Origin of the sequence: Streptomyces sp. NPDC002133, assembly GCF_040296405.1 — a bacterium.
Taxonomy (GTDB): domain Bacteria; phylum Actinomycetota; class Actinomycetes; order Streptomycetales; family Streptomycetaceae; genus Streptomyces.
On sequence record NZ_JBEOXF010000029.1, the window covers coordinates 35,774 to 62,290 of the forward strand.

21 protein-coding genes and 4 pseudogenes are annotated in these 26,517 nt (G+C 69.0%); 13 read left to right on the top strand and 12 right to left on the bottom strand.

Annotated features, from left to right (window positions below; all coding sequences use genetic code 11):
• Positions 1-71: 71 nt before the first annotated feature.
• From ABT078_RS24915 to ABT078_RS24950, 8 genes are all read left to right on the top strand, one after another.
• Entirely contained in the window at positions 72-1,100 is a 1,029-nt protein-coding gene (locus tag ABT078_RS24915) for a LacI family DNA-binding transcriptional regulator (protein ID WP_351231289.1), read from the top strand.
• A gap of 111 nt (positions 1,101-1,211) precedes the next feature.
• Positions 1,212-2,483 carry an extracellular solute-binding protein gene (locus tag ABT078_RS24920; RefSeq protein WP_351231291.1) on the top strand — a complete coding sequence of 424 codons (1,272 nt, stop codon included), beginning with the start codon at positions 1,212-1,214 and terminating at the stop codon, positions 2,481-2,483.
• A 129-nt stretch (positions 2,484-2,612) separates the two neighbouring features.
• A complete protein-coding gene (locus ABT078_RS24925; RefSeq protein WP_351231293.1) occupies positions 2,613-3,455 on the top strand; it encodes a carbohydrate ABC transporter permease in 843 nt (280 codons plus the stop codon).
• 1 nt (position 3,456) lies between these two features.
• Positions 3,457-4,350 (top strand): carbohydrate ABC transporter permease, encoded by an 894-nt coding sequence (locus ABT078_RS24930; protein ID WP_351231295.1) that lies wholly within the window; start codon positions 3,457-3,459, stop codon positions 4,348-4,350.
• A 5-nt stretch (positions 4,351-4,355) separates the two neighbouring features.
• Positions 4,356-5,429, top strand: a complete 1,074-nt coding sequence (locus tag ABT078_RS24935) for a glycoside hydrolase family 130 protein (RefSeq protein ID WP_351231297.1) — start codon at positions 4,356-4,358, stop codon at positions 5,427-5,429.
• A complete protein-coding gene (locus tag ABT078_RS24940; protein WP_351231299.1) occupies positions 5,426-6,652 on the top strand; it encodes a Gfo/Idh/MocA family protein in 1,227 nt (408 codons plus the stop codon). The genes ABT078_RS24935 and ABT078_RS24940 overlap by 4 nt, the downstream gene beginning before the upstream one ends.
• Before the next feature lie 107 nt (positions 6,653-6,759).
• Positions 6,760-8,349, top strand: a complete 1,590-nt coding sequence (locus ABT078_RS24945; RefSeq protein ID WP_351231405.1) for a glycoside hydrolase family 13 protein — start codon at positions 6,760-6,762, stop codon at positions 8,347-8,349.
• Positions 8,346-9,722, top strand: a complete 1,377-nt coding sequence (locus tag ABT078_RS24950) for a phosphomannomutase/phosphoglucomutase (protein WP_351231302.1) — start codon at positions 8,346-8,348, stop codon at positions 9,720-9,722. The genes ABT078_RS24945 and ABT078_RS24950 overlap by 4 nt, the downstream gene beginning before the upstream one ends.
• Positions 9,723-10,383: 661 nt before the next feature.
• Here ABT078_RS24950 and ABT078_RS24955 read toward each other — a convergent pair.
• The 9 genes and pseudogenes from ABT078_RS24955 to ABT078_RS24995 form a co-directional block, all read right to left on the bottom strand.
• A pseudogene (locus ABT078_RS24955) lies at positions 10,384-11,490 on the bottom strand (IS110 family RNA-guided transposase); the annotation flags it as partial.
• A gap of 347 nt (positions 11,491-11,837) precedes the next feature.
• Complete coding sequence (locus tag ABT078_RS24960; protein WP_351231306.1) at positions 11,838-12,491, bottom strand: class I SAM-dependent methyltransferase; 654 nt, start codon at positions 12,489-12,491, stop codon at positions 11,838-11,840.
• A 522-nt stretch (positions 12,492-13,013) separates the two neighbouring features.
• Entirely contained in the window at positions 13,014-14,327 is a 1,314-nt protein-coding gene (locus ABT078_RS24965) for an MFS transporter (protein WP_351231308.1), read from the bottom strand.
• Positions 14,324-14,932: an ArsR/SmtB family transcription factor gene (locus ABT078_RS24970; RefSeq protein WP_351231310.1), complete on the bottom strand. Its 609-nt coding sequence runs from the start codon at positions 14,930-14,932 to the stop codon at positions 14,324-14,326. The genes ABT078_RS24965 and ABT078_RS24970 overlap by 4 nt, the downstream gene beginning before the upstream one ends.
• Before the next feature lie 96 nt (positions 14,933-15,028).
• Positions 15,029-15,152 (bottom strand): annotated as a pseudogene (locus ABT078_RS24975) (IS21-like element helper ATPase IstB); the annotation flags it as partial.
• 274 nt (positions 15,153-15,426) lie between these two features.
• Complete coding sequence (locus ABT078_RS24980; protein ID WP_351231313.1) at positions 15,427-15,756, bottom strand: hypothetical protein; 330 nt, start codon at positions 15,754-15,756, stop codon at positions 15,427-15,429.
• Between the two features lie 266 nt (positions 15,757-16,022).
• Positions 16,023-16,505: a carboxymuconolactone decarboxylase family protein gene (locus tag ABT078_RS24985; RefSeq protein ID WP_351231315.1), complete on the bottom strand. Its 483-nt coding sequence runs from the start codon at positions 16,503-16,505 to the stop codon at positions 16,023-16,025.
• A 355-nt stretch (positions 16,506-16,860) separates the two neighbouring features.
• Positions 16,861-17,160, bottom strand: a complete 300-nt coding sequence (locus ABT078_RS24990; protein WP_351231317.1) for a hypothetical protein — start codon at positions 17,158-17,160, stop codon at positions 16,861-16,863.
• Between the two features lie 129 nt (positions 17,161-17,289).
• Positions 17,290-17,775, bottom strand: coding sequence for a hypothetical protein (locus ABT078_RS24995; RefSeq protein WP_351231319.1), 486 nt, complete (start codon positions 17,773-17,775; stop codon positions 17,290-17,292).
• Positions 17,776-18,122: 347 nt separating this feature from the next.
• Here ABT078_RS24995 and ABT078_RS25000 point away from each other — a divergent pair, with 347 nt between their 5' ends.
• Both ABT078_RS25000 and ABT078_RS25005 read left to right on the top strand, forming a co-directional pair.
• Positions 18,123-18,389: a hypothetical protein gene (locus ABT078_RS25000; protein ID WP_351231321.1), complete on the top strand. Its 267-nt coding sequence runs from the start codon at positions 18,123-18,125 to the stop codon at positions 18,387-18,389.
• A gap of 598 nt (positions 18,390-18,987) precedes the next feature.
• A complete protein-coding gene (locus tag ABT078_RS25005; RefSeq protein ID WP_351231323.1) occupies positions 18,988-22,587 on the top strand; it encodes a S8 family serine peptidase in 3,600 nt (1,199 codons plus the stop codon).
• 249 nt (positions 22,588-22,836) lie between these two features.
• Here the strand turns inward: ABT078_RS25005 and ABT078_RS25010 are convergent, their stop codons facing one another.
• Complete coding sequence (locus ABT078_RS25010; protein ID WP_351231325.1) at positions 22,837-23,532, bottom strand: hypothetical protein; 696 nt, start codon at positions 23,530-23,532, stop codon at positions 22,837-22,839.
• Between the two features lie 84 nt (positions 23,533-23,616).
• Here ABT078_RS25010 and ABT078_RS25015 point away from each other — a divergent pair.
• A pseudogene (locus ABT078_RS25015) lies at positions 23,617-24,156 on the top strand (IS5 family transposase); the annotation flags it as partial.
• A gap of 5 nt (positions 24,157-24,161) precedes the next feature.
• Here ABT078_RS25015 and ABT078_RS25020 read toward each other — a convergent pair.
• Positions 24,162-24,408 (bottom strand): annotated as a pseudogene (locus tag ABT078_RS25020) (RidA family protein); the annotation flags it as partial.
• Between the two features lie 5 nt (positions 24,409-24,413).
• A complete protein-coding gene (locus ABT078_RS25025) occupies positions 24,414-24,863 on the bottom strand; it encodes a winged helix-turn-helix transcriptional regulator (protein ID WP_351231327.1) in 450 nt (149 codons plus the stop codon).
• 110 nt (positions 24,864-24,973) lie between these two features.
• On the opposite strand from ABT078_RS25025, the gene ABT078_RS25030 reads away from it, so the two are divergent.
• Both ABT078_RS25030 and ABT078_RS25035 read left to right on the top strand, forming a co-directional pair.
• Positions 24,974-25,702: a DsbA family oxidoreductase gene (locus ABT078_RS25030; protein WP_351231329.1), complete on the top strand. Its 729-nt coding sequence runs from the start codon at positions 24,974-24,976 to the stop codon at positions 25,700-25,702.
• A 91-nt stretch (positions 25,703-25,793) separates the two neighbouring features.
• Complete coding sequence (locus ABT078_RS25035; protein ID WP_351231331.1) at positions 25,794-26,438, top strand: FMN-dependent NADH-azoreductase; 645 nt, start codon at positions 25,794-25,796, stop codon at positions 26,436-26,438.
• Positions 26,439-26,517: the final 79 nt, after the last annotated feature.

The following is a 26,517-nucleotide window of genomic DNA, read 5'->3' on the forward strand; positions in this document are numbered from 1 at the left end:
CCACATGCCGGGACGCCGTCGAACCGGGGAGCAGTCGCAGGTTCTTCCGTCGACAGAAACTGGAGTCGCGCATGGCCCGTCGTCCCACGATTGCGGATGTGGCGCAGTTGGCCGGGGTGTCCCGCGCGACTGTTTCCTTCGTCCTCAACGACCGACCCGGTGTGGCCCGCGCCACGCAGAAGCGCGTCCGCGCGGCCGCCGAGGAACTGGGTTGGACCCCGAGCCGCAGTGCGCGGGCGCTGTCCACCGGCCGGGCACGGGCCGTGGGGCTCGTCCTGACCCGCGAACCCGACCTCATCGGCACCGATCCGTTCTTTCCGGCGTTCATGGCGGGCATCGAGTCGGTGATCTCGGAGACCGGGGACGGCCTGATGCTGCAGATCAGCCGCCCCGGAGACGAAATGAAGACCTACCGCCGACTGGCGGCCGACCGGCGGGTCGACGGCGTGTTCCTCACGGACCTGCGCATGGACGATTTCCGGCCGGCGCTGGTGGACGAACTGGGTCTGCCCGCAGTCGCAGTGGGCGCCGTCGAGGGTGGCACCCATCTGCCCACGGTGAACCTGGACGACCGCCCGGCGGTCCGCCACGCCGTGCACCACCTGGTGGAACTGGGCCACCGCGACATCGCGTACGTGGCCGGCCCGGAAGAGTTCGTGCACGCCCGGCGCCGCCGTCAGGCGTGGGCCGACGCGCTCGCCGAAGCGGGTCTGCCGTCCGGGCCGGTAGTGCCCGGAGGCTTCACCGCCGAGGGCGGAGCCCGGGCGACCCAGGTGCTGCTCGCCCGGGCCACTCCGCCCACTGCCATCGTGTACGCCAATGATCTGTCGGCCACTGCCGGTATGGCCGTCGCCCAGGAGGCCGGTCTTCTGCTTCCCGACGACCTCTCGATGGTCGGTTTCGATGACGTACCCCTCGCCTCCTGGACCCGCCCGTCGCTGACGACCTGCCGCGCCAACCCGGCCAGTTGGGGCAAGGCCGCCGCGCTGGCGCTCGTGGAGGTCATCGAACAGGGCACCACCGCAGACGTCGAACTGGACCCGGCCACGCTGGTACTGCGCGGCTCGACCGGCCCCGCGCCCACCCGTGGGGGCCGATGACCGCCGGCGACGGTGGTACCCACACCTTCCCTCCTTCAGAAACGCGGCCGACGCAAGCCCAACGACGTCGGCACTGCCAGCTGATCCCACCCAGTGAGAACGGAACCTCCAATGAAGAAGGCTCTCATCGCATTGCTGCCCGTGGCCGCCCTGACGCTCACCGCGTGCGGCGGCGGATCGGACTCCGGTAGCGCCTCCAACGACGCCCGTGGACCCATCACGATCTGGTACTCCAACAACGCGCAGGAAGTCGCTTGGGGAAAGAGCATGGTGGCCGCCTGGAACGCCGCCCACCCCGAGGAGAAGGTGACGGCGCAGGAGATACCCGCCGGGAAGAGCTCCGAGGAGGTCATCGGCGCGGCAATCACTGCGGGTAACGCGCCGTGCCTGGTCCTCAACACCGCACCGGCGGCCGTGCCCGGCTTCCAGAAGCAGGGCGGGCTGGTCGCGCTCGACGAGTTCCCCGACGCCAAGCAGTACCTGGAGTCCCGTGTCGGCGACCGGCTCACCCAGTACGCGTCCCCGGACGGCAAGTACTACCAGATGCCGTGGAAGAGCAACCCGGTGATGATCTTCTACAACAAGGAGCTCTTCAAGAAGGCCGGGCTGGACGCCGAGAACCCCAAGCTGGCGAGCTACCAGGACTTCCTGAAGACCTCGCGCAAGCTGGTGGAGAGCAGCGGCGCCAAGGCCGCAATCTGGCCCGCGCCGACCTCCGAGTTCTACCAGTCCTGGTTCGACTTCTACCCGCTGTTCACGGCCCAGACCGGCAAGCAGTTGGTCGAGGACGGCAAGGCCCAATTCGCCTCGCCCGAGGGCATCAAGGCCGCCGAGCTGTGGAAGACCATGTATTCCGAGGGCCTGGTCCCCAAGGAGATGTTCAACGGCGACGCCTTCGGTGAGGGCAAGTCCGCGATGGCCATCGTCGGTCCGTGGGCGGTCGCCGTCTACGGCGACAAGGTGGAGTGGGGCGCCGTCCCGGTGCCGACGGCCGACGGTGCGGCCGCCAAGGGCACCTTCAGCGACGAGAAGTCCATCGGCATGTACACCTCCTGCAACAACCGGGGGACCGCCTGGGACGTCATGAAGTTCGCCACCGGCAAGGAGCAGGACGGCAAGCTCCTCGAGGCGACCGGCCAGATGCCGATGCGCACGGACCTGACGGCCGCCTTCCCGTCCTACTTCTCCGCGCACAAGGAGTACGAGGTCTTCGCGGAGCAGGCCGCGCACACGATCGAGTCCCCGAACGTGCCGAACTCGGTCGAAATTTGGCAGACCTTCCGCGACGCCTACACGAAGTCCGTCATCTTCGGCAAGGGCGACCTCACCAGCACCCTGAAGGAAGCGGCCGGCAAGGTCGACAAGATGGCAGAGGGCCAGTGATCCGCGGCCATGTCCTCTACACACCATGACACCCACGGCCCCGGGCGCGGCAAGCCCGGGGCCGGGAGGGGCACAACGGAGCGGAGACAGCTCTGGAGGCTGCGGCTCGGCGGACATCAGCCCATCGGCATGCTGTTCGTCTCGCCGTACCTGATCTACCTGGCCGCGGTCTTCGTGTATCCGCTCGGCTTCGCCGTGTGGTTGTCCTTCCACGACTACTTCTTCACTGCCCCCGGTGCACAGGTGGACCGGCCCTTCGTGGGGTTCGACAACTACACCACGGTGCTCTCCGATCCCGAGGTGTGGCGTTCCTTCCTCAACATCGCCGTATTCCTCGTCATCAACGTGCCACTGACGGTGGTGTCCTCGCTGCTCCTCGCCAGCGCGCTCAACAGGAAGCTGCGGTTCCGTTCGTTCTTCCGGACGGCCTACTACATCCCCTATGTCACGGCCAGCGTCGCGGTCGTGGGCGTGTGGATCTTCCTGTTCAACACCAACGGACTGGTGAACCAGGCCCTCGGACCGCTCGCACCGGACCCGTCGTGGCTGGTGAACTCCCATCTGGCGATGCCGACCGTCGCGGTCTTCGTCGCCTGGAAGCAACTGGGCTTCTTCGTGGTGCTGTACCTGACGGCACTGCAGAACGTGCCCAACGAGCTGTACGAGTCGGCAGCACTCGACGGAGCGGGAAAGTTCCGGATGTTCCGGTCGATCACGATTCCCGCGGTGCGTCCCGCCACGCTCCTGGTCCTGGTCCTGGCCACCGTCACGGGGGCCAACCTGTTCACCGAGCCCTACCTGCTCACCAGCGGTGGCGGGCCCGACGGTGCGACCACCTCGCCCGTCCTGCTGATGTACCAGCGGGGTCTGCAGCAGGGGCACCCCGACGAGGCCGCCGCCATCGGCGTGATCCTCGTCGTGCTGATCACGGCCGTGTCACTCGCCTACCGGCGCTTCATAGAGAGGGACTGAGATGAACGCCGACGTCACAGCCTCGTCCGGGCCGAAGCACCGGCGCAAGGCGGATACCGCGGGACCGGCGTCCGGGTCGATCTGGTCGAAGATCGCGCTGCTCATCGGAGCGTTCGCTTTCCTCTTCCCCTTCTACTACATGATCATCGGCTCCCTGCAGACGGAGCCCGACTCCAGCCCGACGGGGGCCTTCCCCAACCCGGGCAACCTGAGCCTGCACAACTACGCCGCAATCAACTCAGCCATCTCGCTGGGGCGCTCGCTGGTGAACTCCGGGATCTTCACCGGTGGTGTCATCATCTGCACCACCTTCTTCGGCCTCCTCGCCGGCTACGCACTGGCGCGCCTGCACTTCCGGGGCCGGAGCTCCACCTTCGCCCTGGTGCTGCTGGTGCAGGTCGTCCCCTTCCAGCTGCTGATGATCCCGCTGTACGTGCTGATCGTCCGCAACTACGGCCTGGCAGACTCATACCTGGGCATGATCCTGCCGTTCGCGATCAACACCAGCGCCGTCTTCATCTTCCGGCAGTTCTTCCTGCAGCTGCCGCCCGCCATGTTCGAGGCGGCCCGCATGGACGGGGCGTCGGAGCTGCAGATCCTGTTCCGCATCGCGGTGCCGCTCTGCCGGCCCGCCCTCGTCTCGGTGGTGCTGCTGAGCTTCACCGGGCCGTGGAACGAGTTCCTGTGGCCGTTCCTGGTGACCAAGCAGCAGGACATGCAGCCACTGGCCGTCTCCCTGGCCAACTACATCAGCACCGTCTCCTCGGCCGCCGCCAACCCGTTCGGCGCCATCCTGGCCGGGGCGTGTGTGCTGGCGGCTCCCGCGGTCGCGCTCTACATCGCCTTCCAGAGCCGCTTCTCCTCCACTGACATCGATTCCGCCACGAAGGGCTGAACCCTGTGACCCACAGCACCACCAACCCCATCCGCTATCGCCTCACCAGGGTCGGCGTCGTCATGTCCCCCCAGGACGGCGAGGTCAATGAGGTCGAGGGCGTGCTCAACCCCGCCTCCGGCCGGACGCCGGACGGGACGCTGCACCTGCTGCCGCGCCTGGTCGCGGAGGGCAACGTCTCCCGCGTCGGGCTCGCCGAGGTCGTCGTCGAGAACGGCATGCCCACCGGTGTCGAGCGCCGCGGCGTGGTCCTCGCCCCCGACGCGGGCTGGGAGCGCGGGAAGAACAACGCCGGCGTGGAGGACCCCCGCATCACCTGGATCGAGGCCCTCGGCCGGCACGTGATGTCCTACGTGGCGTACGGCCCGCTCGGCCCCAAGCCGGCGCTCGCCGTCTCCGAGGACCTGGTGAACTGGGAGCGCCTCGGCCCGATCCAGTTCGAGTACCAGGCCGACCTGGACACCGACCTCAACCTCTTCCCCAACAAGGACGTCGTGCACTTCCCCGAGCCCGTGCCGGGCCCGGACGGCGAACTGTACTTCGCCATGCTGCACCGCCCGATGTGGGACCTGGGCTGGTTCCGTCCGGGTGAGGGCGTGCACCTGCCCGCGGGTGTGACCGACGAGCGTCCGGGCATCTGGATCTCCTATGTCCCCGTCGACGAGGTCAAGCACGACATCCGCGCGCTGACCCGGCCGCGCCACCACCGCCTGGTCGCGCTCTCCGAGCACCCCTGGGAGGAGCTCAAGATCGGTGCCGGCCCCGCCCCGATCCGGGTCGAGGAGGGCTGGCTGCTCATCCACCACGGTGTCTCCGGCCATATCGAGGACCCCTTCGCCCAGGTGCAGACAGTCAGCTACGCGGCCGGCGCGATGATCCTGGACCCCGCGGACCCGGCCACGGTGCTCTCGCGTACCAGCGAGCCGCTGATGGCTCCGGAGACCGAGGAGGAGCGCTCCGGCACCGTGCCCAACGTGGTGTTCCCGACCGCCATCGAGGAGATCGACGGCGTGCGGTACGTCTTCTACGGCATGGCCGACGCCCACATCGGCGTGGCCCGCCTGGACCGGGCCGAGTGACCGCCGTACCCGGGGCGGGCTTCGGGCTGGCGCTGATCGGCTGCGGCGGCTTCGGCGCCTACGTGCTGGACGCGGTGCGCGACATCCCCGGTCTGCGGGTCGTCGCATGCGCCGACCCGGACGGTGACCGCGCCCGCGCCCTGGCCGAGCGGCACGACGCGGCGGTCCTCACGACCGTCGAGGAGGCGATCACGTTCCCGGGTGTCGACGTGGTGGCCCTGGCCACCCCGCCCGGAGCCCACGCGGACGCGGCCGCGGCCGCTCTGCGCGCGGGCAAGCACGTCTTCTGCGAGAAGCCCCTCGCCGTGACCCTCGCCGACGCCGCGCGCGTCAAGGAGGATGCCGACCGGGCACCCGGCGTGCTCGTCGTCGACCATGTGCTGCGCTACAACCCGATCCTGCGGCTGCTCCAGCGGCTCGGCGCGGAGGGCCTGCTGGACCCGCTGCGGCGGTTCGCCTTCGAGAACGACGCCTCCGACGAGGACCTGGGCCCCGACCACTGGTTCTGGGACCCGGCGCACAGCGGCGGCATCCACATCGAACACGGCGTGCACTTCTTCGACGCGGCGAGCGCCCTGATGGGCAGCGACCCCGTCGAGGTGCAGGGCACCGCGGTGGCGGCAGCCGGCCGGCCGGTGGACATCGTGGTGGCCACCGCCGTTCATCCCGGCGGGGCCGTAGCCACCCACACACACTCCTTCACCCACGCCCACCGTGCGGAGCGGCAGCTGATGCGCCTGGACTACGGCTTCGCCGAAGCCCGGGTCACCGGCTGGATACCCACCTACGCGACCCTCACCGCATGGACCGACGAGACGGGGGCCACCCGCTGGGAGCAGCTGCCCGAGCGGGCCGGCGACCTCCTGGCGGTACCCGGGCTGCGTCCGTACGGGGACGAGCGGATCACGGTGTCGGTGTCCCGTGACGCCGGCTCGGACCGTCCCGCCTCCGGCCGCGGCATCCGGCGCAGTGTCCCGCACCGGGTCGACGTCGTCGTGGACCTGGGAGGCGAGCCGCGCAAGCCCTACGTCTACGCCGAGAGCGTGCGCGCCGCCTTCACCGACCTGCTGCACTGCGCGGCGCACGGCGGTACCCCGGTGGCCGACGCCCGCGCCGGACTGGCCGCCGTCGCGGTGGCGGAAGCGGCAACCCGCTCCGCGCAGACCGGTCGCACCCTGCCCGTCATCGTCCCGGCTCGGTCGGGCGGCGAGGGGCCCAGGTGACCGCGCACCGACTCACCGGCGACGTTACCCCCGTCCCCGGCCCGGCCCTTGCCGGGCCGGGCACCGGCGGCGCCGGTGCGCCGGACGTTCCGTGGTGGCGGGACGCGGTGTGCTACGAGATCTACCCGCGCTCCTTCGCCGACGGCGACGGGGACGGCATCGGGGACCTGCCCGGTGCCACGGCGCGGCTGGACCACCTGCGGCGCCTCGGCGTGGACGCAGTGTGGATCACGCCGTTCTACCCCTCGCCGCTGGCGGACGGCGGCTACGACATCGCCGACCACACCGGTGTCGCACCCGACCTCGGCACCCCGGCCGACTTCGGCGCCCTGGTGCAGCGGGCCCACGCGCTGGGCATCAAGGTTCTGGTGGACCTCGTCCCCAACCACACCTCCGACCGACACCCCTGGTTCCGGGAGGCAGTCGCCGCCGAGCCGGGCTCGCGGGCCAGAGAGCGCTACATCTTCCGGCCGGGCCGCGGCGACGACGGTGAACTTCCCCCGAACGACTGGCAGTCGGCGTTCGGCGGCCCCGCCTGGACCAGGGTCACCGCACAGGACGGCCGCCGGACCGAGTGGTACCTGCACCTCCACGCGCCGGAGCAGCCCGACCTGAACTGGCGCGACCCCGAGGTGGTCACCGACTTCGAGCGGATCCTGAAGCACTGGTTGGACCGAGGCGTCGACGGTTTCCGGGTGGATGTCGCCCACACGCTGTTCAAGGCGGACGGCCTGCCCGACGCGGGCCCCGGCCAGCACAAGGACATCCATCGCAACCACCTGATGCCCTACTACGACCAGGAGGAACTGCACCCGCTGTTCCGCGACTGGCGCGCCCTGCTGGACAGCCATCCGGCGCCCGCCGGTTCGGTGGCCCCCGGGGAACGGGTGATGGTCGCCGAGGCCGGAATCTTCGACCGTGAGCGGCTGGCCCGGTACGTGAGTCCCGGCGAAATGCAGCAGACCTTCAACTTCGCCTTCCTCGAGTGCCCGTGGGACGGGGCGGCGATGCGCGAGGTGGTCGAGCAGTCCGTCGCCTCCATGCAGGTGGTGGGAGCCCCGGTCACCTGGGTGCTCTCCAGCCACGACGCAGTTCGGCCGGTCACCCGCTACGGCGGCGGCCGGGCCGGTGAGCGGCGTGCCCGGGCCGCGGCGCTGCTGATGCTTGCGCTGCCGGGAGCGGCCTACGTCTACCAGGGCGAGGAGCTCGGGCTGCCGCAGGCCGAACTCCCCGAAGACCGGCTGCGCGACCCGCTGTGGGAGCGCTCGGGACACCGGGAACGTGGGCGGGACGGCTGCCGGGTACCGCTGCCCTGGGAGGGCGACGCCGCCCCGTACGGCTTCAGCACCGCCGCCCCGCAGGACTGCTGGTTCCCCCAGCCCGCCGACTGGGCCGGGCTCACCGCCCGCGCCCAGGAGGATGACGGCGACTCCATGCTCGCGCTGTACCGAAGGGCACTGGCGCTGCGGCGCGGCCACCCGGCCTCGGATGCCGCCCTGAAGCTGGACGGTCCCGACAGCGGCGAGTGGTTCGGCTTCGAACGCGGTGCCGGGCTGCGCTGCGTGGTCAACTTCGGCACCGAGCCTCTGCAGCTCAAGGACGATGCCCAGGTGCTGCTGTCCAGCGCGCCACTGGAAGGACGGACGGTCCCCCAGGACACGGCCGTTTGGATGATCTTCAAGGAGTACAACCAATGAACGACAGGCCCAGCGTCGACCTCTCCGGCCTGGTGAAGGCCTACGACGTCCGCGGCACCGTCCCCGACCAGCTCGACGAGAACCTCGCCAGGCTGTTCGGCGCGGCCTTCGTCGAGGTGACCGGTGCGGACGCGATCGTCATCGGACACGACATGCGCCCCAGCTCCCCGGGCCTTGCGCGCGCCTTCGCGGACGGCGCCGCCGAGCGCGGCGCCGACGTGACCGCGATCGGTCTGACCTCCACCGACGGCCTGTACTTCGCCAGTGGAAAGCTCCAGCGGCCCGGTGCGATGTTCACCGCCAGCCACAATCCGGCCCGGTACAACGGCATCAAGATGTGCCGTGCGGGTGCGGCGCCGGTGGGAGAGGAGACCGGGCTGCGGGAGATCCGCGAGCTCGTGGAGCGCTGGTCCGCGGGCGAGCCGCAGCCAGAGGCCCGACATGGCCACGGTACCGTCACGGAGCGGGACACACTCGGGGAGTATGCCGCCCACCTCCTGGGGCTGGTCGACCTCTCGTCCGTCCGCCCACTGAAGATTGTGGTGGACGCGGGCAACGGCATGGGCGGGCTCACGACGCCCGCGGTCTTCCGCGACCTGCCGGTGGACGTGGTCCCGATGTACTTCGAGCTGGACGGCACGTTCCCCCACCACGAGGCCAATCCACTCGACCCGAAGAACATCGTCGACCTGCAGCGGAAGGTGCGGGAGACCGGCGCGGACCTCGGGCTGGCCTTCGACGGCGACGCCGACCGCTGCTTCGTGGTCGACGAGCGGGGAGAGCCGGTCTCCCCGTCCACCATCACCGCGCTGATCGCATCCCGGCTGCTGGCCGACCGTCCGGGAAGCACGGTCATCCACAACCTGATCACCTCGCGGGCGGTGGCCGACGTGGTCCGCGAACACGGCGGCACCCCGGTCCGCACCCGGGTGGGCCACTCGTTCATCAAGGCCGAAATGGCCCGCACCGGCGCGGTGTTCGGCGGTGAGCACTCGGCGCACTACTACTTCCGTGACTTCTGGTTCGCCGACACCGGCATGCTGGCGGCCCTGCACGTCATCGCCGCCGTCGGCAGCCAGCCGGGCCCGTTGTCCGCTCTGGTGGCGGAGTACCAGCGCTACGCGGCCTCGGGCGAGATCAACAGCGTCGTCCCCGACCAGGAGGGCGCGATCGCCGCCGTGCGCGAGGTCTTCGCCGACCGGGACGGAGCGGTCGCCGACCAGCTCGACGGGCTGACGATCAGCGCCGGCGACTGGTGGTTCAACCTGCGCCCCTCCAACACCGAACCGCTGCTGCGGCTCAATGTGGAGGCCGCGGACGCGAACGTGGTCGCCCGGTTGCAAGACGAAGTGCTGGCGATCGTCCGCGCCTGAGTGGGCAGCCTACTGCCGGGGTGGGCAGCACTGCAGCCGGTTGGCCGGGCCGTCGGTGGGCCGGCCCACGCCAATCCCGACTGCGGCGCTTGGCTGGGTCATTGACTCTCCGCCTCCCTGACACCCGGGTCAAAGACTCGCCGATCCAGGAGGAACGGCACAGGCAGACTTGCGCCGAAAGTGGTTGCCGTTGACGCGTGGCGTGCAGCGATATTCCGGCATGAGCAGAATTGCACAGGTCATCGTGTTGGCGACGTACGCGGACGAGGTCAGGGAACCGCTGACCCGCCCCGACGAGTCGCGTAGCTGGCGCGGTCACTTCAAACCACTCGACTTGTTCGTCGGTGGGTGGGTCATCGAGTTCAACCGTATGAGGCCGCGCTCCGGACTGCTGAAGCACCTCGAATCGCTTCCATGGCCCAACCCAGGGGACGTGCAAGTGCTGATCCACGACGAGGACGACGACTGTTTCGGCCTATGGATGATTCATGACGGCAGACTGGTCGAGGTGCCGCTCCCGCGCACCCAGCGCTTTCATCCACCAGCTCCGTCCTCCGACGAGTTCCCGCCGAGTCCGGGGTATCTGTGGCGGACGGACACGGGCAGCAGTGTGCCGGCAGACCTCTCGGCAGAACGCCAGGATCCGCGGCCGGCCTGGTAGCGACAAAGCCAGAGCCGTTTGGGTGTGGCGCTTGCCCTCGGCTCGTTTGCGGTCGTAGAACCGGCGTGATTCCTCGGACTTTCGGATGCTGAACAGCGCGGAGGTGTAGAGCACGCGCTGGAGCCGTCGGTTGTATCGCTGGGGGCGTCGTAGGTTGCCGCTGATCTTTCCGGAGTCGCGCGGGACCGGTGCGACGCCGCCGAAGGCGGCGAGGCGGTCAGGGGTGCCGAAGACGGCCATGTCGCCGCCGGTGGCGGCCAGGAACTCGGCGCCGAGGATGGTGCCGAGGCCGGGCATGCTGGTGATCACTTCGAAGTGCTGGTGGTCACGAAACCGGGCCTCGATGAGCTTGTCGAGCTCGGCGACCTGCTCGTTGAGGAGTATCACCTCCTTCGCGAGCGTGTGCACCATCTGGGCGGTCAGCTTCTCCCCGGGCAGGCTGGTGTGTTGGCGCTCGGCCGCTTCGACCGCGGTCGCGGCGAGCTGATCGGCGCGGAGAACCTTGCGGTTGCGCAGCCAGGTCTCCAGGCGCTTGGCGCCGAGCCGGCGGATGGCCGCGGGGGCCTGGTAGCCGGTCAGCAGGGTCAGCGGGCCCTTGTTGGTGAGGTCCAAGGCCCGTTCCAGGCCGGGGAAGATCCCGGTCAGCTGGGCTCGGAGCCGGTTGACGGTGCGGGTGCGGTCGGCGACGAGGTCCATGCGGCGGCCGGTGAGGATCTTGAGGTCGGTGACTGTCTCGTCGCCGGCGCGTAAGGGGTGCAGGTCGCGGCGGATGCGGACCTGGTCGGCGATGACGGCGGCGTCCTTGGCGTCGGTCTTGCCCTCGCCGTGGTAGCTCTCGGAGGCGCGGTGGATGGCGCGGCCGGAGATGTAGTTCACCACCTGGTCGTGGTTGAGGAGGATTGCGATGGCCAGGGCGGCTCCGCCGTCGGCCAGGTCGATTCCCCAGCTCACCTCGTCGCCCAGGGCCAGGACGGCGGTGAGGAGTTCGAGTAGTTCGGGCTCGTCGTTGGCGATGCGTCGTGACAGCAGCCGACGGCCGCTCTCGTCGATCGCGACGCAGTGGTGATGGGTCTTGCCTGCGTCGATGCCGGCCCAGATCGCGGCCATGTGGTGCCTCCGTGCGGTGGGGTGTGCTCGTGCCTCCCGACGGACGACCTCGCTGTCGATTCCCTACGGAGCGATCATTCGCAATTCCTAATTGGCAGCCGAGTCGTCGTGGGGCGTCGGGTGGCCAATCGCTGGTTGCCACAAGCGGCAGAACTTTGAAAGCCACGCCCGACACCCCTGGGTGGGAGAACCATACGAAGGGCTCGCCCGCTCCCGCAGACAACGTAGGGAACTTTGAGTGATCGGGACTGCGTGTCCTGTCTCTGTCGATCTGGCCCGATTCGCCTGCGGTCCCAGGTGACCTGGTTCGCCTACGCGTTCGAATCGGGCGTCGCAATTGCGGCTTGTTAGCCAGCGGTGGTCGGCGGTTCGGCAATGCCGATGAAGTTCCCGGCCATGGGCCGGATGCGGACCGACCACCCCAGCGCCGTGAGGTCGTCCGTAAGGGTCTGGGCATCGTGGAATACCTTCACGATGCGGTACTGACTGCCGTCATCGAGCTGGCGCAGCGCCGCGGGGGTCGGCTGGTTCGTGAGGACTTCCTCGTATGCGGCTGCGGCGGGGCCGTCGTCGATGAAGATCGCTTTGCCGCCAGGCGCCAGCGCGGCGGCGACGGTGTTCCAGAAGTCGGGCAACCGCGTCGGCGGGACATGGGAGAGCCAGAAGGCGAAGAACACGGTGTCGTAGCGTCGTGGCGGCTGCCACTCGAACAGGTCGGCCTCGAGGAATTGCACGGTGGGGGATGCGGTGCGCGCACGAGCGAGGGCCAACACTTCGGTTGCCGCGTCGACGGCCGTCACCGAATGTGCCCGCGCGGCGAGCAGAGGGGTCCACTGGCCCGTTCCGCAGGCCAACTCCAGCACATCCCCGGCAATCGGGAGATCATCGACGGCAGCCAGTAGCCTCTGCAGGTCTTCGTTCGCTGCATAGGGCCGGTCGTATTCGACCGCGCCGGCCCTGTAGTAGGCCACCTGTTCTGCCAGGAGAGCGTCGTCATCCATGCAGGTTCCTCTCATCCGGGTTCGGTCAGAGACAAGCGGTCAGCTCGCCAGCTTGGCCGCCACAGACAGTGTCAGCCTTCACCTTTGGGCAAGGTCAAGAGTCATGAGGGCCTGGGAACGTCCTCGCCGACCGGGGGGCGTCGCTCGTTGGGGTCATGTCTTCCGCGTCCGGGTCATGGGGCTCCGCGGGGTGTTCCACCATCGCAGTGCAGGGCCGAGGGCGGTGGGGAGGTGTTCGTGGCCGAGCCAGCGGAGGCGGTACCCGCCTGGGAGCACGCGACGGACGTCCATCTGGAGTTTGTCGGTCCCGACGGTGTCCGGCGGCTCGGTCCGCTGGCCCGCTGTGGGGGCGAGCCCTTCGAACTTGCCTCACCGGCCCCGGAAGTGGGGCGACGCGGAACCAGGGGCGATGCCGCGGGGCGCCCAAGCACTGTCCGCACTGAGCGACCGCGGCCCGGCATGTATGTGCCGGCCGTCGGGTTCGGGAGGTCTCCGCTCGGACCCGGATGGTTCCGCGGCGGGTCAGCAAGGCAATGGTCGCGCGTCCGAGTCCGTGTCGCTGTCTGGAGCTACCGGATTGTCGGGAGTCAGGGAGTGGATGCGTGGTATCGGCGAGGGCAGCAGCCACAGCAGCGACAGCGCTCCGCCGACGGCAGCGATGAGGAGAGTCACCCGGAGGCCGATGAGGGTAGCGAGGAGGCCGCCGAGGACGGCGCCCACAGGGCGTAAGCCGTAATTGATCGTGCTGTAGGCGCCGGCCACTCGACTGCGCATGCCATCGGGGATCACGTGCGCCTGAAGGGAGTTGAGGTTGACGTCGAACAGCATGACGCCGACGCCGGAGAGGAACTCGGCCATGGCCAAGGCTCCGGCGCGAGCCCAGAGGGGGCCGCCCGCAGCAGCGGCGATGGCGATCGGTGCCGGGAACAACACAGCGCCCACGACGATGCTGCGACCCACGCCGAGCCTTCGCGAGACCTTCGGGGCGATCACCGCGCCAAGAAGTGAGCCGGTGGCGCCGATCCCGAACGCCAGGCCGATGACTCCCGCGGTCAGTCCGAGGTTCCGGCTGGCGAACAGCACGATCAGTCCGCTGCCCGCGACAAAGGTGAAGAAGTTGACGGTCGCCGCGCAGCCGAGGCTGGCCCGCAGCACCGGGTGACGGACGACGAACACCAGTCCCTCCCTGGCACGCCGCAGCAGTGGGGGTGCCGCTCGGTCATGGGCGGCTGGCAGTTCGTCGATCGAAACCCGACCGACCAGAACCGCAGACGCCAGGAACGTCAGGGCGTCGACAACGACGGTGACGGGAGCGGTCAACGCCTGGACCAGAACGCCACCTATCGCCGGGCCGGCGACGTATGACGCGGACCGGCTGGCGCTGAGCTTGCTGTTCGCGTCGACGTAGGACGACCGAGGTACCAGGTGGGCGAAGAAGGGCGGATAGGCGGTGTTGAACAGCACCCCTGCGGCACCGGTCAGTAACGCCACGGCGTACAACTGACTCAGCGTCACCGCCCCCAGCAGATAGGCAGCCGGGATGGAGAGCAATACCGCGGCGCGCGCCAGGTCGGCGAGAACCATCAGGCGCCGCTTGCGGACACGGTGGTCGACCCAAGCACCGAGGACGATCGCGAGCAGGTTCGGGGTCCAGATAAGCGCGGTCAGCCACGCCACCTGATTGGCCGAAGCGTGCAGCGCCCCCACCGCGATCAGCGGCAGGGCCAGTTCGGTGATCCGGTCGCCGAACTGCGAGATCGACTGACCGGCCCAGAAACGACGGAACCGCTGGTCACGCCACAGCGATACGGGTATGGCCTGGTCTGCAGCGCTCATGACGTCCCGCCGGTCTGCCCCTCGGCACCCTCCGGCAGGACGTATCGCAGCAGCCGGACGCCACGGCCGTCGGCCGGACGCGCGGCCTCGTCACGCGTCACGTAGGGCGCGAGGATGCGTTCGATCGCATCCTCGATGGCGGCGAGTTCGTCGGCGGAGACGACGACGCGGGTGTTGGCCAGACCCGCAAGCCGCCGCCACACGGGATCGAGCTCGGGCTCGACCTCGGCAGCCCACTGGTTCTGCAGGTCTCCGGAGCGCAGGAACATCTCCCGGGACAGGACCCGCGCGGCCGACGTGCCCTCCTTGTCGTCCGGGTCCTCCGGCACCTCGAACCGGAAGCCGCGCGCCACCGCCTCCCACCGCCGCTGGCGACGGTCCGGGCCGGGCTCGGCATCGCGGACCAGGCCGAAGCCCGCCAGATGCCGAAGATGCCAGCTGGTCACCGACGGGGTTGCTCCCACATCAGGCGCAAGTTGCGTCGCCGTCGCCGGCCCGTGCCGCTGAAGGCGTTCGAGGATCGCCAGCCGCACCGGATGCGCCAGCGCCCGCATCGCCTGCGGATCAGTGATTTCGATATCGCCCAGACGATTACCAGAATCCATGACGTGAGAGTTTCCTCTCACATATTGTGAGAGTCAAGTCTCATATCTCCAGCGCCGGGCCGCCGCCCGACGCGCGTCCCAGCAGAGCAAGTGTGATCAAGCGCTGGCGGCGGCCTGCTGGCGGGCTTTGGTGTGGGCGAGGCGGTAGGAGTCGCTGCCGGTCGATGATGTTGCCGCCGAAGGTGAGGCGGTCCACGATGGCCGCGCAGATACGAGCATCGGAGATGCGCCGCCGCCAGTCCTCCCGCCGCATCGTCGTCGAGCACGCCAACGCCGAAATGCGACAGTGTCGGCCAGCGCTGCACCGGGCGCCGCGAAGATCACGCCGAGACACACAGCACCATCGCCGGACTGGTCACCGACCGCGCCGCCCAGCGGGCCACCCAGCCCTCCCACAGCACCGAACTGGTGCTCGCCCGACAGAGCACCTGCTGAACAACCACCAGCCGAACCGCCACGAGAGTACGTCCCGGCCTCAATCGCCGACCCAGTCGTTACTGGTAGCGGCCGTCGAAGCGGGCTCCGCTGTTGAGGTCCGTGAACCGGAGGCCGACGACCTGCCCCTGCTCCACTACCCATCGGAGATCGTAGGAGGCCCGGTAGGAGGGCGGCCAGAAGGAGCTGAAGTGGCCGCTCTCGTCTACGGTCCACGTCCCCTCCGTCCGACGCCCGGCCTCGAGGTAGCGGGTGGCTCCGTCGGGGTCGAAGGTCTGCGTTGCGCCGTCGCCGTAGAGGAGGGTTCCTGCGGTGACGGCGGTTGGGATGTGCTCGGGCGGCACACGTGCGCCGTCCTGGGCGGCCATGCCGTCGAGGTTCCTGGTCACTGTGTGATCCTCCTGTCGGGCCCAGCGGGCTTCCGTGGGCGAGGCTTGCTGGGAACGCGCGGCCTCACATGGGCAGGATGCCCTGGCCCGGGCTGCCGTGCAGCCCGGGCCAGGGGCGCCCCGCGGCCTCGGAGCCGGCGCGACGGAATTGGATCTGACGGCGCGGGGTACCGCGCGACCTCGTCAACCGAGCGCCACGCCAGGTCGTCAGCCGGGACGGCGGGCAGGGCATCGCCTCCCCCGACGAAGGGAGCTACGGGAGCCGCTCAATCCGCCGGGCCCGGCATTGCGCCCTCGGCAAGCTTGATGCGGGTCCAGACGTTCATGTTGACGACGACGGCGACGATCTCGAGCATCTCCTCCGGGCTGAAGTGCACAGCGAGCGCGTCGTGGAAGCGCTGGAACGCTGCGTCGCGGTCGGTGTCGGCGGCGCGGGTGAGCGCCTCGGCGTAGCGGAGCGCCGCCTGCTCGGCCTCGGAGTGAAGCTCGGTCTCCCACCACGCGGTCAGCGTGTCGATCTTGGCTCGGGGGATGCCCGCTTCGCGCGCCGCTTGGTAGTGCAGGTTGAGGCAGTAGGTGCAGTTGTTGAGCTGCGAGACCCGCAGGCGCAGGAGCTGGGCGAGGCCGCGGTCGATCCGCAACTCCGCTGTGTATCCGAACGCATCCGCGCCCATCCGAGCCATGCCGATCAGCGCCTCGTTCCCGCTCGCGTCGAGTCGGCGGTTCGCGATCTGGACATCGTCAGTCATCTCGGTCCTTTCTGTGCTCATCGTCCCCTGCCCGCGCTTCCGGGCCCCGCTCCGAGCCGCTCGGTCATCCATGACGAACCTCTGTTCCGGCCGGTCGAGGGGACGCGCTCGCGGCGTCGGGCGGCTTGGCGAACGCGATCAGAGGTCTCTGTGAACGGATTGTCGCTCCATTGCCGTCTCGATATGTCGTTTCCGACACGCGAAACTGAAACGGCGGCTTCTGCCTCGTGAGCCACACAACCCGCCCTGACCTGCGGCTTCGAGGTCGAAAGACACCTACTGGGTTAGACGGTCTACTACGTGGTGGGTTGAGGAGGCCTGAGACGGCGACCCGTCCTCGCGTGGAGTCCGTCCGTCAACGAGCGCGGGTGATCGGTCGGGGCAGCAGGTTGCGCAGCAGTTCGGCGGTCTCGGCCTCCATGTCGACGCCGCCGAGCAGCTGTTCGTCGATGCGGGCGAGACGGGCGGCAGCCTCGCGCAGGGCGTCAATGTCGCCCGCAGCGTGGTGCGCAAGGAAGATCTGGCGGTGCAGCATCTCGCTCTCCTCGGCAGCGAGCAGGCCGCGGTGAGTGGTCCACAAGGCGCCGGGGATGTCGTCTGCTTCCCTGCGGCGGGTGGACAGCTCGTACGCGACGTCCACGACCGCGGAGACCATCTCCTGGTTGACCGGCTCGGCCCGGCGTGTGCTCGGGGGCGATGCCTGTGAAGGGCCGGCCGCGGACCAGGGGCGATCTCGGGCGCTCGGCGGGCGCCGCCGACTGATCCTCGCGCTCGATGGCCGCAATCACCTGACCAGCGGCTCAGCCAAGAGGACGACTCGATCGGCCTCGATGTCGAAGCCGAGCACCGGATGGCCATAATCGCCCTCCGGGTCCATCAGCACCGGCTTGCCCAAGCGTAGGCCGATCTCCCGCAAGAAGTCGCAGAACACATCGAGTCGCTCCTGACCTTGCAACTCCCGCAGGTCAACGTCGAAGTCGATTTCATGGTCGTCATGGAAACGGAAGACCGCCAGAACATCGGCAGTCGGCCAGACCCGCAGGTTTGGGCACTCAGCGCCCGCCGGGCGGGACAGCACGGTCTCCGCCCGAGGCACCGGCAGCACCGTCTCGCCTTCGGAGTACTGGCACTGCCAACCTCTCGCCTCGACAAGATCGAGGACCGCCTGCCAGTCCTCGACCGAGGCATCTGGGACACGCAAGTCCGGCAGCGACCCCATCAGGTCCGGGTCGAAGAAACAGCTCACGTCATCCCACAGCAGATCAGCCACACCGCCATGCTGCCCGGCTCCCCGATCCAGCGCAGCCTCGTTTCCCTTGACCAAAGACATGGGGCACCCCCGGATCACTCGGACGGACGACAACATCGACCCCAACTCGGCGTCACGGACATGTAGTCTATGAATCGTCGCAGTTCAGAGCCGGTATCCGAGCTCCTGCGGTCGGTTTACGACGAGGCCAAGCACATCTCCGATCCCATGTACCTGATGAGGCTCTTCGGCATGTCCGCGCACACCGCCATGCACTACCTGCGCGATGCCCAGCCCGAGCACAGCGGCCCGGTTCTCGTGGCATCGGCGTGGTCGCCGGCGTTGCGGATGGTGGAGCGGATCAGCCCATGGAGGTGGTACGGCCGCAGGCCGAGCGGGTCCTCGCGGATGAAGGGGCGCTCGATCAGCCGCATCGCGGGTGCCTGGTGGCTCGGGCCCGCGGCCAGGGTCGCCAGAGCCAGATCGAAGCTGTCGGGCAGCGCGATCGAGCGCAGGACGTGCCGTTCGTCGGTGGTGAGGTCGCTGAGCGTGCGGGCGATCAGGGCGGGGAAGTCGTGGTCGAAGTCGGCCGGGCGCAGGCGCGACCGGTTCCCACAGCCAGTGCTGAAACGTAACCAGCGTCACGGTTCCGCTGTATCGGTGAAGGGGGTGCCCTGGTCGGGATCTCGCCATTCGCGCTGCATTTTTACCCGCCAGAAGCACTCTGGACGTGTGGTCTTTCCCGGAGCGCTGACGGTCGCGGTGATCGCGGACTCCGCTGTTCGGCGGTGAGGTGAAGGCGATGCCGCCGGGCGCTGCGCCGACCCGGCGGCCCGGCCGTGGCCGATATCGCGCTGATCGCGCTCGGTGTGATCGGCCCCCTCGGTGACCTTCGTCGCCTGCTGTGGAACCGGGCATTCACGGTGCCGAGCGCCGGGATGAGCGGTGAGCGGCTGTTGGCTGGTTTTCGCCGATTCGTCAGGCCTTCCTCGTGCGGTCGAGGTGCTCGGCGGGCCGGAGTTCCCTGTGGTGCGTAGTTGGCCGAAAGTGCACCTGAGGTGTACTGGTCAAGTCGCGGGGGAGCCCTGCATGCTCTCTCTCGGCTCACCGCCGCCTCTGCACCCCCCAACCGCACGGGGCACAACTGGATATCCCGCGCACGACCCCCACATCAGGGACAGGACTGAGCGGATTGAGCGTCGGTACGGACCCCACTTAACCCGAGGAGAGTTCGTGGCTAGACGCGGAAATACCAGCTTCGGCAGACGACGGAGAACGGCGCTCGGCGTACTGACCACCGCGGTCATGGCGCTTCCCTTCGCGATCGGGGCCCAGCCGGCCCTGGCGCAGACCGACGACCCGCCCGCGTCCAGCGCCTTCACGGCCAAGAGCGAGGGCGAACTGCTCGACCAGTTCGCCAAGAAGGCCGACGGGGCCAAGGTCGCCTTCTGGGTCACGATGAAGGACTCGGCCGACCTGAGCGCGGCGAAGAAGGCGAAGTCCAAGGCGGCCAAGGCGCGCGCGGTTCGCGCCGCCGAGACCGCCTTCGCCAAGGAGTCGCAGGCCGGGGTCATCGCCGACGCCGAGGCGGCAGGGGCGAAGTACAAGTCCTTCTGGATCTCCAACACGGTCAAGGTCACCGGCACCCAGGCGCTCGCCGAGAAACTCGCGGCGCGCTCCGACGTGGCGGCCCTGGAGGCCGACAGCCCCGTCGAGATCCCCGACCCGATCGCCTCGGACACCGAACCCCCGGTCAACGGCGTCGAGTGGAACGTCGACCGGGTCAACGCCCCCAAGGTCTGGAACGAGCTGGGTATCAGGGGCGAGGACATCGTTGTCGCCAACATCGACACCGGCGCCCAGTACGACCATCCGGCGCTCAAGGCCAAGTACCGCGGCCTGAAGCCGGACGGGACGTACGACCACAACTACAACTTCTTCGACCCGGCCAACGTCTGCGCGGGCGACACCCCCTGCGACAACAACGGGCACGGCACCCACACCATGGGCACCATGGTCGGCGACGACGGCGGCGCCAACCAGATCGGTGTGGCCCCGGCGGCAAAGTGGATCGCGGCCAAGGGCTGTGAGTCCGGCAGCTGCTCCCGTGACTCGCTGCTCGCCTCGGGCCAGTGGGTAGTCGCGCCCACCGACCTCACCGGCGCCAACCCCAGGCCGGAACTCGCCCCGGACGTCGTCAACAACTCCTGGGGCGCCAACGTCATCGACACCTGGTACAAGGACACCGTCCAGTCCTGGCGGAACGCGGGCATCTTCCCCGCCTTCTCCAACGGCAACGCGGGCCCCGGCTGCAACACCGCAGGCTCGCCCGGCGCGTACGTGAACTCGTACGCCAGCGGTGCCTTCGACGTGAACAACAACATCGCCTCCTTCTCCTCGCGCGGCACCGGTGAGAGCGGGACGATCAAGCCGAACATCGCGGCCCCCGGCGTCAACGTGCGCTCCTCCGTGGCCGGCGGCGGCTACGGAGCCAACTCCGGCACCTCGATGGCCTCCCCGCACACCGCCGCCGCCGTGGCCCTGATGTGGTCGGCCTCGCCGGCCATCCGCGGCGACATCGCGGAGACGGAGAAGCTGCTCAACCAGACCGCCATCGACGTCGACGCCACCACCTGCGGCGGCACCGCGGCCAACAACAACGTCTTCGGCGAAGGCCGCCTGGACGCGTTCGCCGCGGTCAGCGCAACCCCGCGCGGCGCGCTCGGCGCCCTGGCGGGCAAAGTCACCTCGGGCGGCAACGCGCTGGCCGATGCCTCCGTCGCCCTCGACGGCCCGATGAAGACGACCAAGACCACCGGCAGCGACGGTTCCTTCTCCTGGCCCAAGCTGATGGTCGGCGACTACAAGGTCAACGTCACCAAGTTCGGCTACCTCACCGGCACCGGTGACCTCACCGTCACCGAAGGACAGACCACCTCCCGGGACTTCACCGTGGACCCGGCTCCGTCGGCCGTCCTCAAGGGCAAGGTGTCCAGTGACGGGGGCCCGGAGGCGGGCGCGTCCCTGGTCGTCCAGGGCACCCCGGTCACGGCCACCGCGGCGGCTGACGGCGCGTACGAGATGACGCTGCCGGTCGGCACGTACAACGTGGCCGTCACCCCCACCGGCAAGTGCGCCTCGGCCACCAGCGTCACCGTCGAGCTGGCCGCCGACAAGACGCAGGACATCCAACTGCCCAACCGAGCCGACGCGTTCGGCCACACCTGCCGGCTCTCGTCGGGCGGCGACTTTCCGACCGGTGAGACCAAGCTGACCCTGTCCAGCACCACCACCGCCCAGGCCAGGATCGACTTCCCGTTCCCGGTGCCGCTGTACGGCAAGGCGTACCGGGCGGCGACCGCCACCACCGAAGGCTCGCTGAACTTCGGGACCACCAGCACCAGCAGCCTCAACGGCAGCCTGCCCAGCACGTCGACCCCGAACGGCTCGCTCTACCCGTTCTGGGACAACATGACGGTGGACGCGGAAGCCGGCATCTACTGGGCGGCCCGGGGCACCGCGCCGCACCGCCAGATCGTCGTCGAGTGGCGCAACGTGTACTTCTCCAGCGCCAGCGCCAACCGCGTCACCTTCGCTGCCGTGATCTCCGAGGACGGCTCGGTGTCCTACCACTACAAGGACATCGGCACCGGGACGTACGAGGGCGGTGAGGGCGCCACCATCGGTGTGGAGAACGAGACCGGCACCGAGGCCTTCCTGTACTCCCTGAACCAGAAGACCGTCACCGACGGCATGAGCATCGCCTTCCGCACCACCAAGAGCGGTGTGGTCACCGGCACGGTCACCGACGCCAACGACGGCATGGCCGTCGGGGGCGGTACCGTCACCGTCGCCAAGGACGGCGCAACCGTGGGCAGTGGCACCACCGCCGCCGACGGCCAGTACCTGGTGTCCGTCCCGGCGGGCACCGACGCTGCCGACCACGCGGTGTCCCTCACCGCCGCCCACTACTCCACGGTGAGCGCCACCCGCTCGGTGAAGGCGGGCGGCATCGAGGTCGCCGACGCGGTCCTCACGACCGGTGTGGTTTCGGCCGACACCGAGAAGTACGAGCTGGTCCTGCCGGCCGAGCAGTCCCGCATCCGCTCCCTGACCCTCGCCAACGCGGGTTCGGCGGCGCCCTACCAGGTCGCGGAGAAGGACGGTGCGGGCTGGGTGGAGTCCTCCGTGGCGAGCGGCTCACTGAAGGCAGGCGCCAGCCAGAAGGTGACGCTGACCTTCGACACCACCGGCGCCACACCGGGCTCGGTGCTCACCGGCACCCTCCTCGTGACCTCGGAGTCCGGTCGCAAGCCGGTCGTCGAGATCCCGCTGAAGGTCGTCGTCCCCGCCTACCAGGCGGCGCTCGAAGCCGGAGCGGCCGCCCAGCGGGTGGACGCGCTGGGTGACACCTGGGCCGGCGACCAGGCGTACGCCGCTGGCTCGTACGGCTACCTCGGCAACAGCACCGCGCTGACCACCGGCAAGACCATCGCGGGCACCGACGAGCAGCAGCTGTACCGCACCGCCCGCCAGGGCGCGTACGAGTACCGCTTCGACAACCTGCCCGACGGCGTCTACCAGGTCGAGCTGGGCTTCGCCGAGCTGACGGCCAAGGACCCGGCCAAGCGGGTCTTCGATGTGATGGCCGAGGGCACGGAGCGTGTCTCCAACCTCGACCTCGCGCTGGAGGCCGGCACCCTCACCGCCCACGACCGCACCTTCACGGTGACGGTCACCGACGGCCAGCTGAACCTGCGACTGGTCGCCGTCACGGGCAAGACCCTGGTCAACAAGGTCCGTATCTCGCACCGCCCGGACCTGAGCAGCTGACCGGTGCCCTGAGGGGCTGAGCACCACGCCAAGACGGGCGGCGGTACGGGCACGGTCCCGTACCGCCGCCTCACTGCGGCACCTCGGATGAGGGTTGCACCGACAGTTGCCTGCAGAGTTGTCTGCGGAGGGGGCTCAAAGTTGCACCGGAGGTACTACCGGAGGTGTGGACCCACGAGGCGATCGCCTTCCCACCAGCGGCCGCGCCTGAGCTGGCCGGTCCACAGGACGCGCGGGTTGGTACGCGGCTCAGATGGTGAAGGCAGCCGAAACGCGAGCAAGGTCTTCCGGCGTCAGGGCGAAGACGTTGGACGGGTTCCGGTAAGAGTACGCGCCGTCGTCCACGCGGACGCCGTTCTTGCTGGTCCAGCAGGACGCCCCTCCTGCACCGCCGTAAACGAAAGCAGCAGCGAGTTCTTCGGGGGCCTCAACCGCCGTCAGGGTGCTGAGAGCTGCCGCCAGGCGGGGTGTCGCGCTGTCCGGGGCGCTGTCATCTCCAAGCGCGGGCAACAACAACAGAAGTCGGCTGTGTGGATCGGCCGTGCTGCCTCCGGGCAGCCCGTTGTCGGCGGCAGAGAACAACTCGGGCCAGGACAGGGCAGGACCCATGAAGTGCCCGTCGTCCCTGGCCAGCAACAGCGCACGCTCCCAGCTGGGGTGATGCAGCAGATAGTCGACACCCGGGTCGTTCTTGCACGTGCGGCGGACGACGTGAAGGAGGTGCCCGGCGGTCAGCGGGATAGAGAAGAAGGGCCACTCTGCCCGCTCAAGCAGCTTCCGGTGGAACACCTCGGCCGCTTTGAGATTCGCACCGAGGAGCAGCTCTTCCATGTCCTCGTCGTGAGCGACGCACGAGTACAGGTGGCCAACCCAGAAGAGAGGTTCTTCCAGCAGCTCCGGCTGGTGGACAAGCGAGCGACTGTCGTACCCGGGTATCTCCATCATGCCGATCATCATGCCGCCTCACCGACTGCCCCTGCACAGACCCTCGACGCGCTCCTCGGCCTGGCTGCATGGCCTTACATGTGTCAACTGAGGGCGGCCGGTCTGCTGGACATGGATGACGCGGGGGCCGACGGCTCTCATGTGCGAGCTCGCAAAGTGGGGCTCACACCGGACCTTCGCCGGTCGACCGCGGCCGCCTCGGCAGCAAGCACCACCTGATCACCGACTGCCACGGAACCCCGTTGGCTGTGTCCCTGACCAGCGGAAACCGCCACGACGTCACGCAGCTGATGCCTCTGCTCGACGCGAATACCGCGCATTCGTGGTGTCCGCGGCCGACCGCGTCACCGCCCACGCCGGCTGTTCGCCGACCGCGGTTACGGCTACGACAAGTACCGTCGCCTCCTCCGGGCCCGCGGCACCACTCCGAAGATCGCCCGCAAAGGCACACCCCACGGCTCCGGCCTGGGCAGGACCCGCTGGGTCGTCGAGCGGGCCTTCGCCTGGCTGCACCAGTTCAAGCGGCTCCGGATCCGCTATGAGATACGCACCGATCTCCACCTCGGACTGCCCCAACTCGCCTGCAGCATCATCTGCTTGAGACGCCGACGAACCTCATTCTGAAATGATCAGGTATAGCCGAGCGCAGTGACGCCCATCAAGGTGCTGGGGACGTCATGGTCAGGGAACGAGTCCCGGACCACCCCCCAGGCAGCCACCAGAATCCTCCCGCCGGGCCGATGCGACGAGAACTCTTGTACTGATGACGTCCTGGAGTGACGCGCCGGCCGCAGTGAGAGCAGTCTGCATGTTCTCGACGGCTCTCAATGCCTGGCCCGCGTAGTCTCCGATTGCTGCCGTGGGGCCGTCGTCGTTCTGATTCATGACACTCCTCCTCGTTCTGCGGGGCTTCGCTTGGTGGCTGTGTCGAAGCGGGCCCGGTTCTCCCGGATCTCGTCGTGGTGGGTGCCGGCCCAGTCGATCAGGGACACCACGATGTCGTGCAGGGTGAGGCCCAGGGGGGTGAGGGCGTACTCCACGCGCGGCGGCACCTCGGCGTAGGCGGTTCGGGTGACTAGTCCGTCGCGATGCAACTGCCGCAGGGTGAGGGTCAGCATGCGCTGGGAAATGCCGGGGATGCGGCGCAGCAGGTCGGTGTAGCGCAGCGGGCCGTCGTCCAGGGCGGCGATCACGAGCGCGCTCCACTTGTCGCCGGCCCGGTCCAGGATGTGCCGGATGATCTCCCTGTTTTCCGCCGGCCAGCGGGCGCAGGGCCCCGAGAATGCTGCGGTGTCCGTCTTGCCTGCGACCTGACCTGCGGTTGTGTCCATGGCGCACATTCCCTTCCGGTCGCACACACGCATGTGCCTTTTGTATGGCCTCCCATACTGGTCCATCATGGCGCTACATCCAAAGCGTAAGTATTGGAGGTCCCGCCGTGATGGTGGAAATCTGGTCCGACCTCACGTGCCCGTGGTGCGGTCTGGCCAATCATCGTCTCGACCAAGCCGTGGAGCGGTTCACCCATGGTGGCGACATCGAGCTCATCCACCGCTCCTTCCCGCTGGACCCCGACCTGCCGAGCAGTCCCGCGGTGCCCACCCGGCAGCTGCTGAAGCAGAAGTACGGGATGGACGACGCCCAGGCCGAGGCGGCCACCCGCCGGGTCGAGGTGCTGGCCGAGCGCGAGGGGCTGACGCCGTACATCGTGCTGGACAACAAGAAGGCCAACACCCAACTGGCCCACGAGTTCCTTGCCCATGCCACCGCCCAGGGCAAGCACGCTGAGGCGTGGCACCTGGGCTTTCGCGCCTACTTCGGCGAGGCGCGCTCCATTTTCGACGTGGAGGCGCTGCTCGAACTGAGCGACGAACTCGGCCTGGACCGTGACGGGACCCGGCAGGCCCTGGTGGACCGCCGTTTTCGACAGCAGGTCCAGGACGAGGCCCGCCGCGCCAACGCCCTCGGTGCCCGTGGGGCGCCCTTCCTCGTCATCGACGGCCGGCACGCCATCTCCGGCGCCCAGGACACCGACACACTCCTCGGCGTTTTCCAGCAGGTATGGGACGCCACCCACCCGCAGCTCGTCCAGACCCAGGACGAGGGCGCCGAGGCGATCTGCGGCCCGGACGGATGCGTGCTGCCCGCCGATCACTCCGCCCGTGGCTGACCCCCGCTCCGGTCCGCTGCACTCATAGCCCTGTGGGCCGCACCAACAGCGGCCCACCGTTCATCACCCCGTACGAAAGGCATCGTTTCTCATGTCCTACCTGTTGCACATCGACTCCTCCTCCATCGGTACCGCTTCGATCTCCCGCCAGGTCGCCGACTCCTTCCGGGACGCCTGGACGGGCGAGGTCGTCCACCGGGATCTGGCCGCCTCACCCGTGCCGCACCTGAGCGCGGCGGGCGTCGCCGCCCAGCGGACCGACCCCGCCCAGCACACCGCGGAGCAGGCCGCAGCTGCCGCCGTTCAGAACGAACTCATCGCGGAGTTCCTCGGGGCGAGTGCCTACCTGTTCACCGTGCCGATGTACAACCGCACGATGCCCTCGGTGTTCAAAGCCTGGCTCGACCAAGTCATCATCCCCGGCCGGACCATCAACCCCACCGGCATAGCCCCCTCCGCCGGCCGCCCGGCCGTGCTGATCTCCGCCCGCGGCGGCGGCTACGGCCCCGGCACCCCCAACCACGGCAAGGACTTCCTCGTCCCGGCCCTTGAGTCCGTCCTGGGCGACACCGCCTACCTCGGCCTCGACGTCACCACCCTCACCGCCGACCTGACCAAGGCCCCGGTCCTCCCGGCGCTCGCCCACCTCATCCCGGCGCACGAGAGCTCCCTGGCCAACGCCCACGAGCAGGCCCGCATACACGCCGAGAAGATCAGCCAGCAGCTCGCCGCCTGACTCATTCGGCCCCGCTGCCGCGGTGGGGCCAACACGGCCCCACCGCCCCACGCGTGGCGGTACTCGTGCGGGTCCCAAC

Coding starts and splice junctions, on each gene's coding strand:
- ABT078_RS24925 (WP_351231293.1), top strand. CDS start 2,613: ATGCTGTTCGTCTCGCCGTACCTGATCTACCTGGCCGCGGTCTTCGTG.
- ABT078_RS24930 (WP_351231295.1), top strand. CDS start 3,457: ATGAACGCCGACGTCACAGCCTCGTCCGGGCCGAAGCACCGGCGCAAG.
- ABT078_RS24970 (WP_351231310.1), bottom strand. CDS start 14,932: ATGGATTCTGGTAATCGTCTGGGCGATATCGAAATCACTGATCCGCAG.
- ABT078_RS25035 (WP_351231331.1), top strand. CDS start 25,794: ATGTCCTACCTGTTGCACATCGACTCCTCCTCCATCGGTACCGCTTCG.
- ABT078_RS25025 (WP_351231327.1), bottom strand. CDS start 24,863: ATGGACACAACCGCAGGTCAGGTCGCAGGCAAGACGGACACCGCAGCA.
- ABT078_RS24965 (WP_351231308.1), bottom strand. CDS start 14,327: ATGAGCGCTGCAGACCAGGCCATACCCGTATCGCTGTGGCGTGACCAG.
- ABT078_RS24990 (WP_351231317.1), bottom strand. CDS start 17,160: ATGGTCTCCGCGGTCGTGGACGTCGCGTACGAGCTGTCCACCCGCCGC.
- ABT078_RS24985 (WP_351231315.1), bottom strand. CDS start 16,505: ATGACTGACGATGTCCAGATCGCGAACCGCCGACTCGACGCGAGCGGG.
- ABT078_RS24960 (WP_351231306.1), bottom strand. CDS start 12,491: ATGGATGACGACGCTCTCCTGGCAGAACAGGTGGCCTACTACAGGGCC.
- ABT078_RS25030 (WP_351231329.1), top strand. CDS start 24,974: ATGGTGGAAATCTGGTCCGACCTCACGTGCCCGTGGTGCGGTCTGGCC.
- ABT078_RS25000 (WP_351231321.1), top strand. CDS start 18,123: ATGGAGGTGGTACGGCCGCAGGCCGAGCGGGTCCTCGCGGATGAAGGG.
- ABT078_RS24920 (WP_351231291.1), top strand. CDS start 1,212: ATGAAGAAGGCTCTCATCGCATTGCTGCCCGTGGCCGCCCTGACGCTC.
- ABT078_RS24915 (WP_351231289.1), top strand. CDS start 72: ATGGCCCGTCGTCCCACGATTGCGGATGTGGCGCAGTTGGCCGGGGTG.
- ABT078_RS24950 (WP_351231302.1), top strand. CDS start 8,346: ATGAACGACAGGCCCAGCGTCGACCTCTCCGGCCTGGTGAAGGCCTAC.
- ABT078_RS25010 (WP_351231325.1), bottom strand. CDS start 23,532: ATGATGGAGATACCCGGGTACGACAGTCGCTCGCTTGTCCACCAGCCG.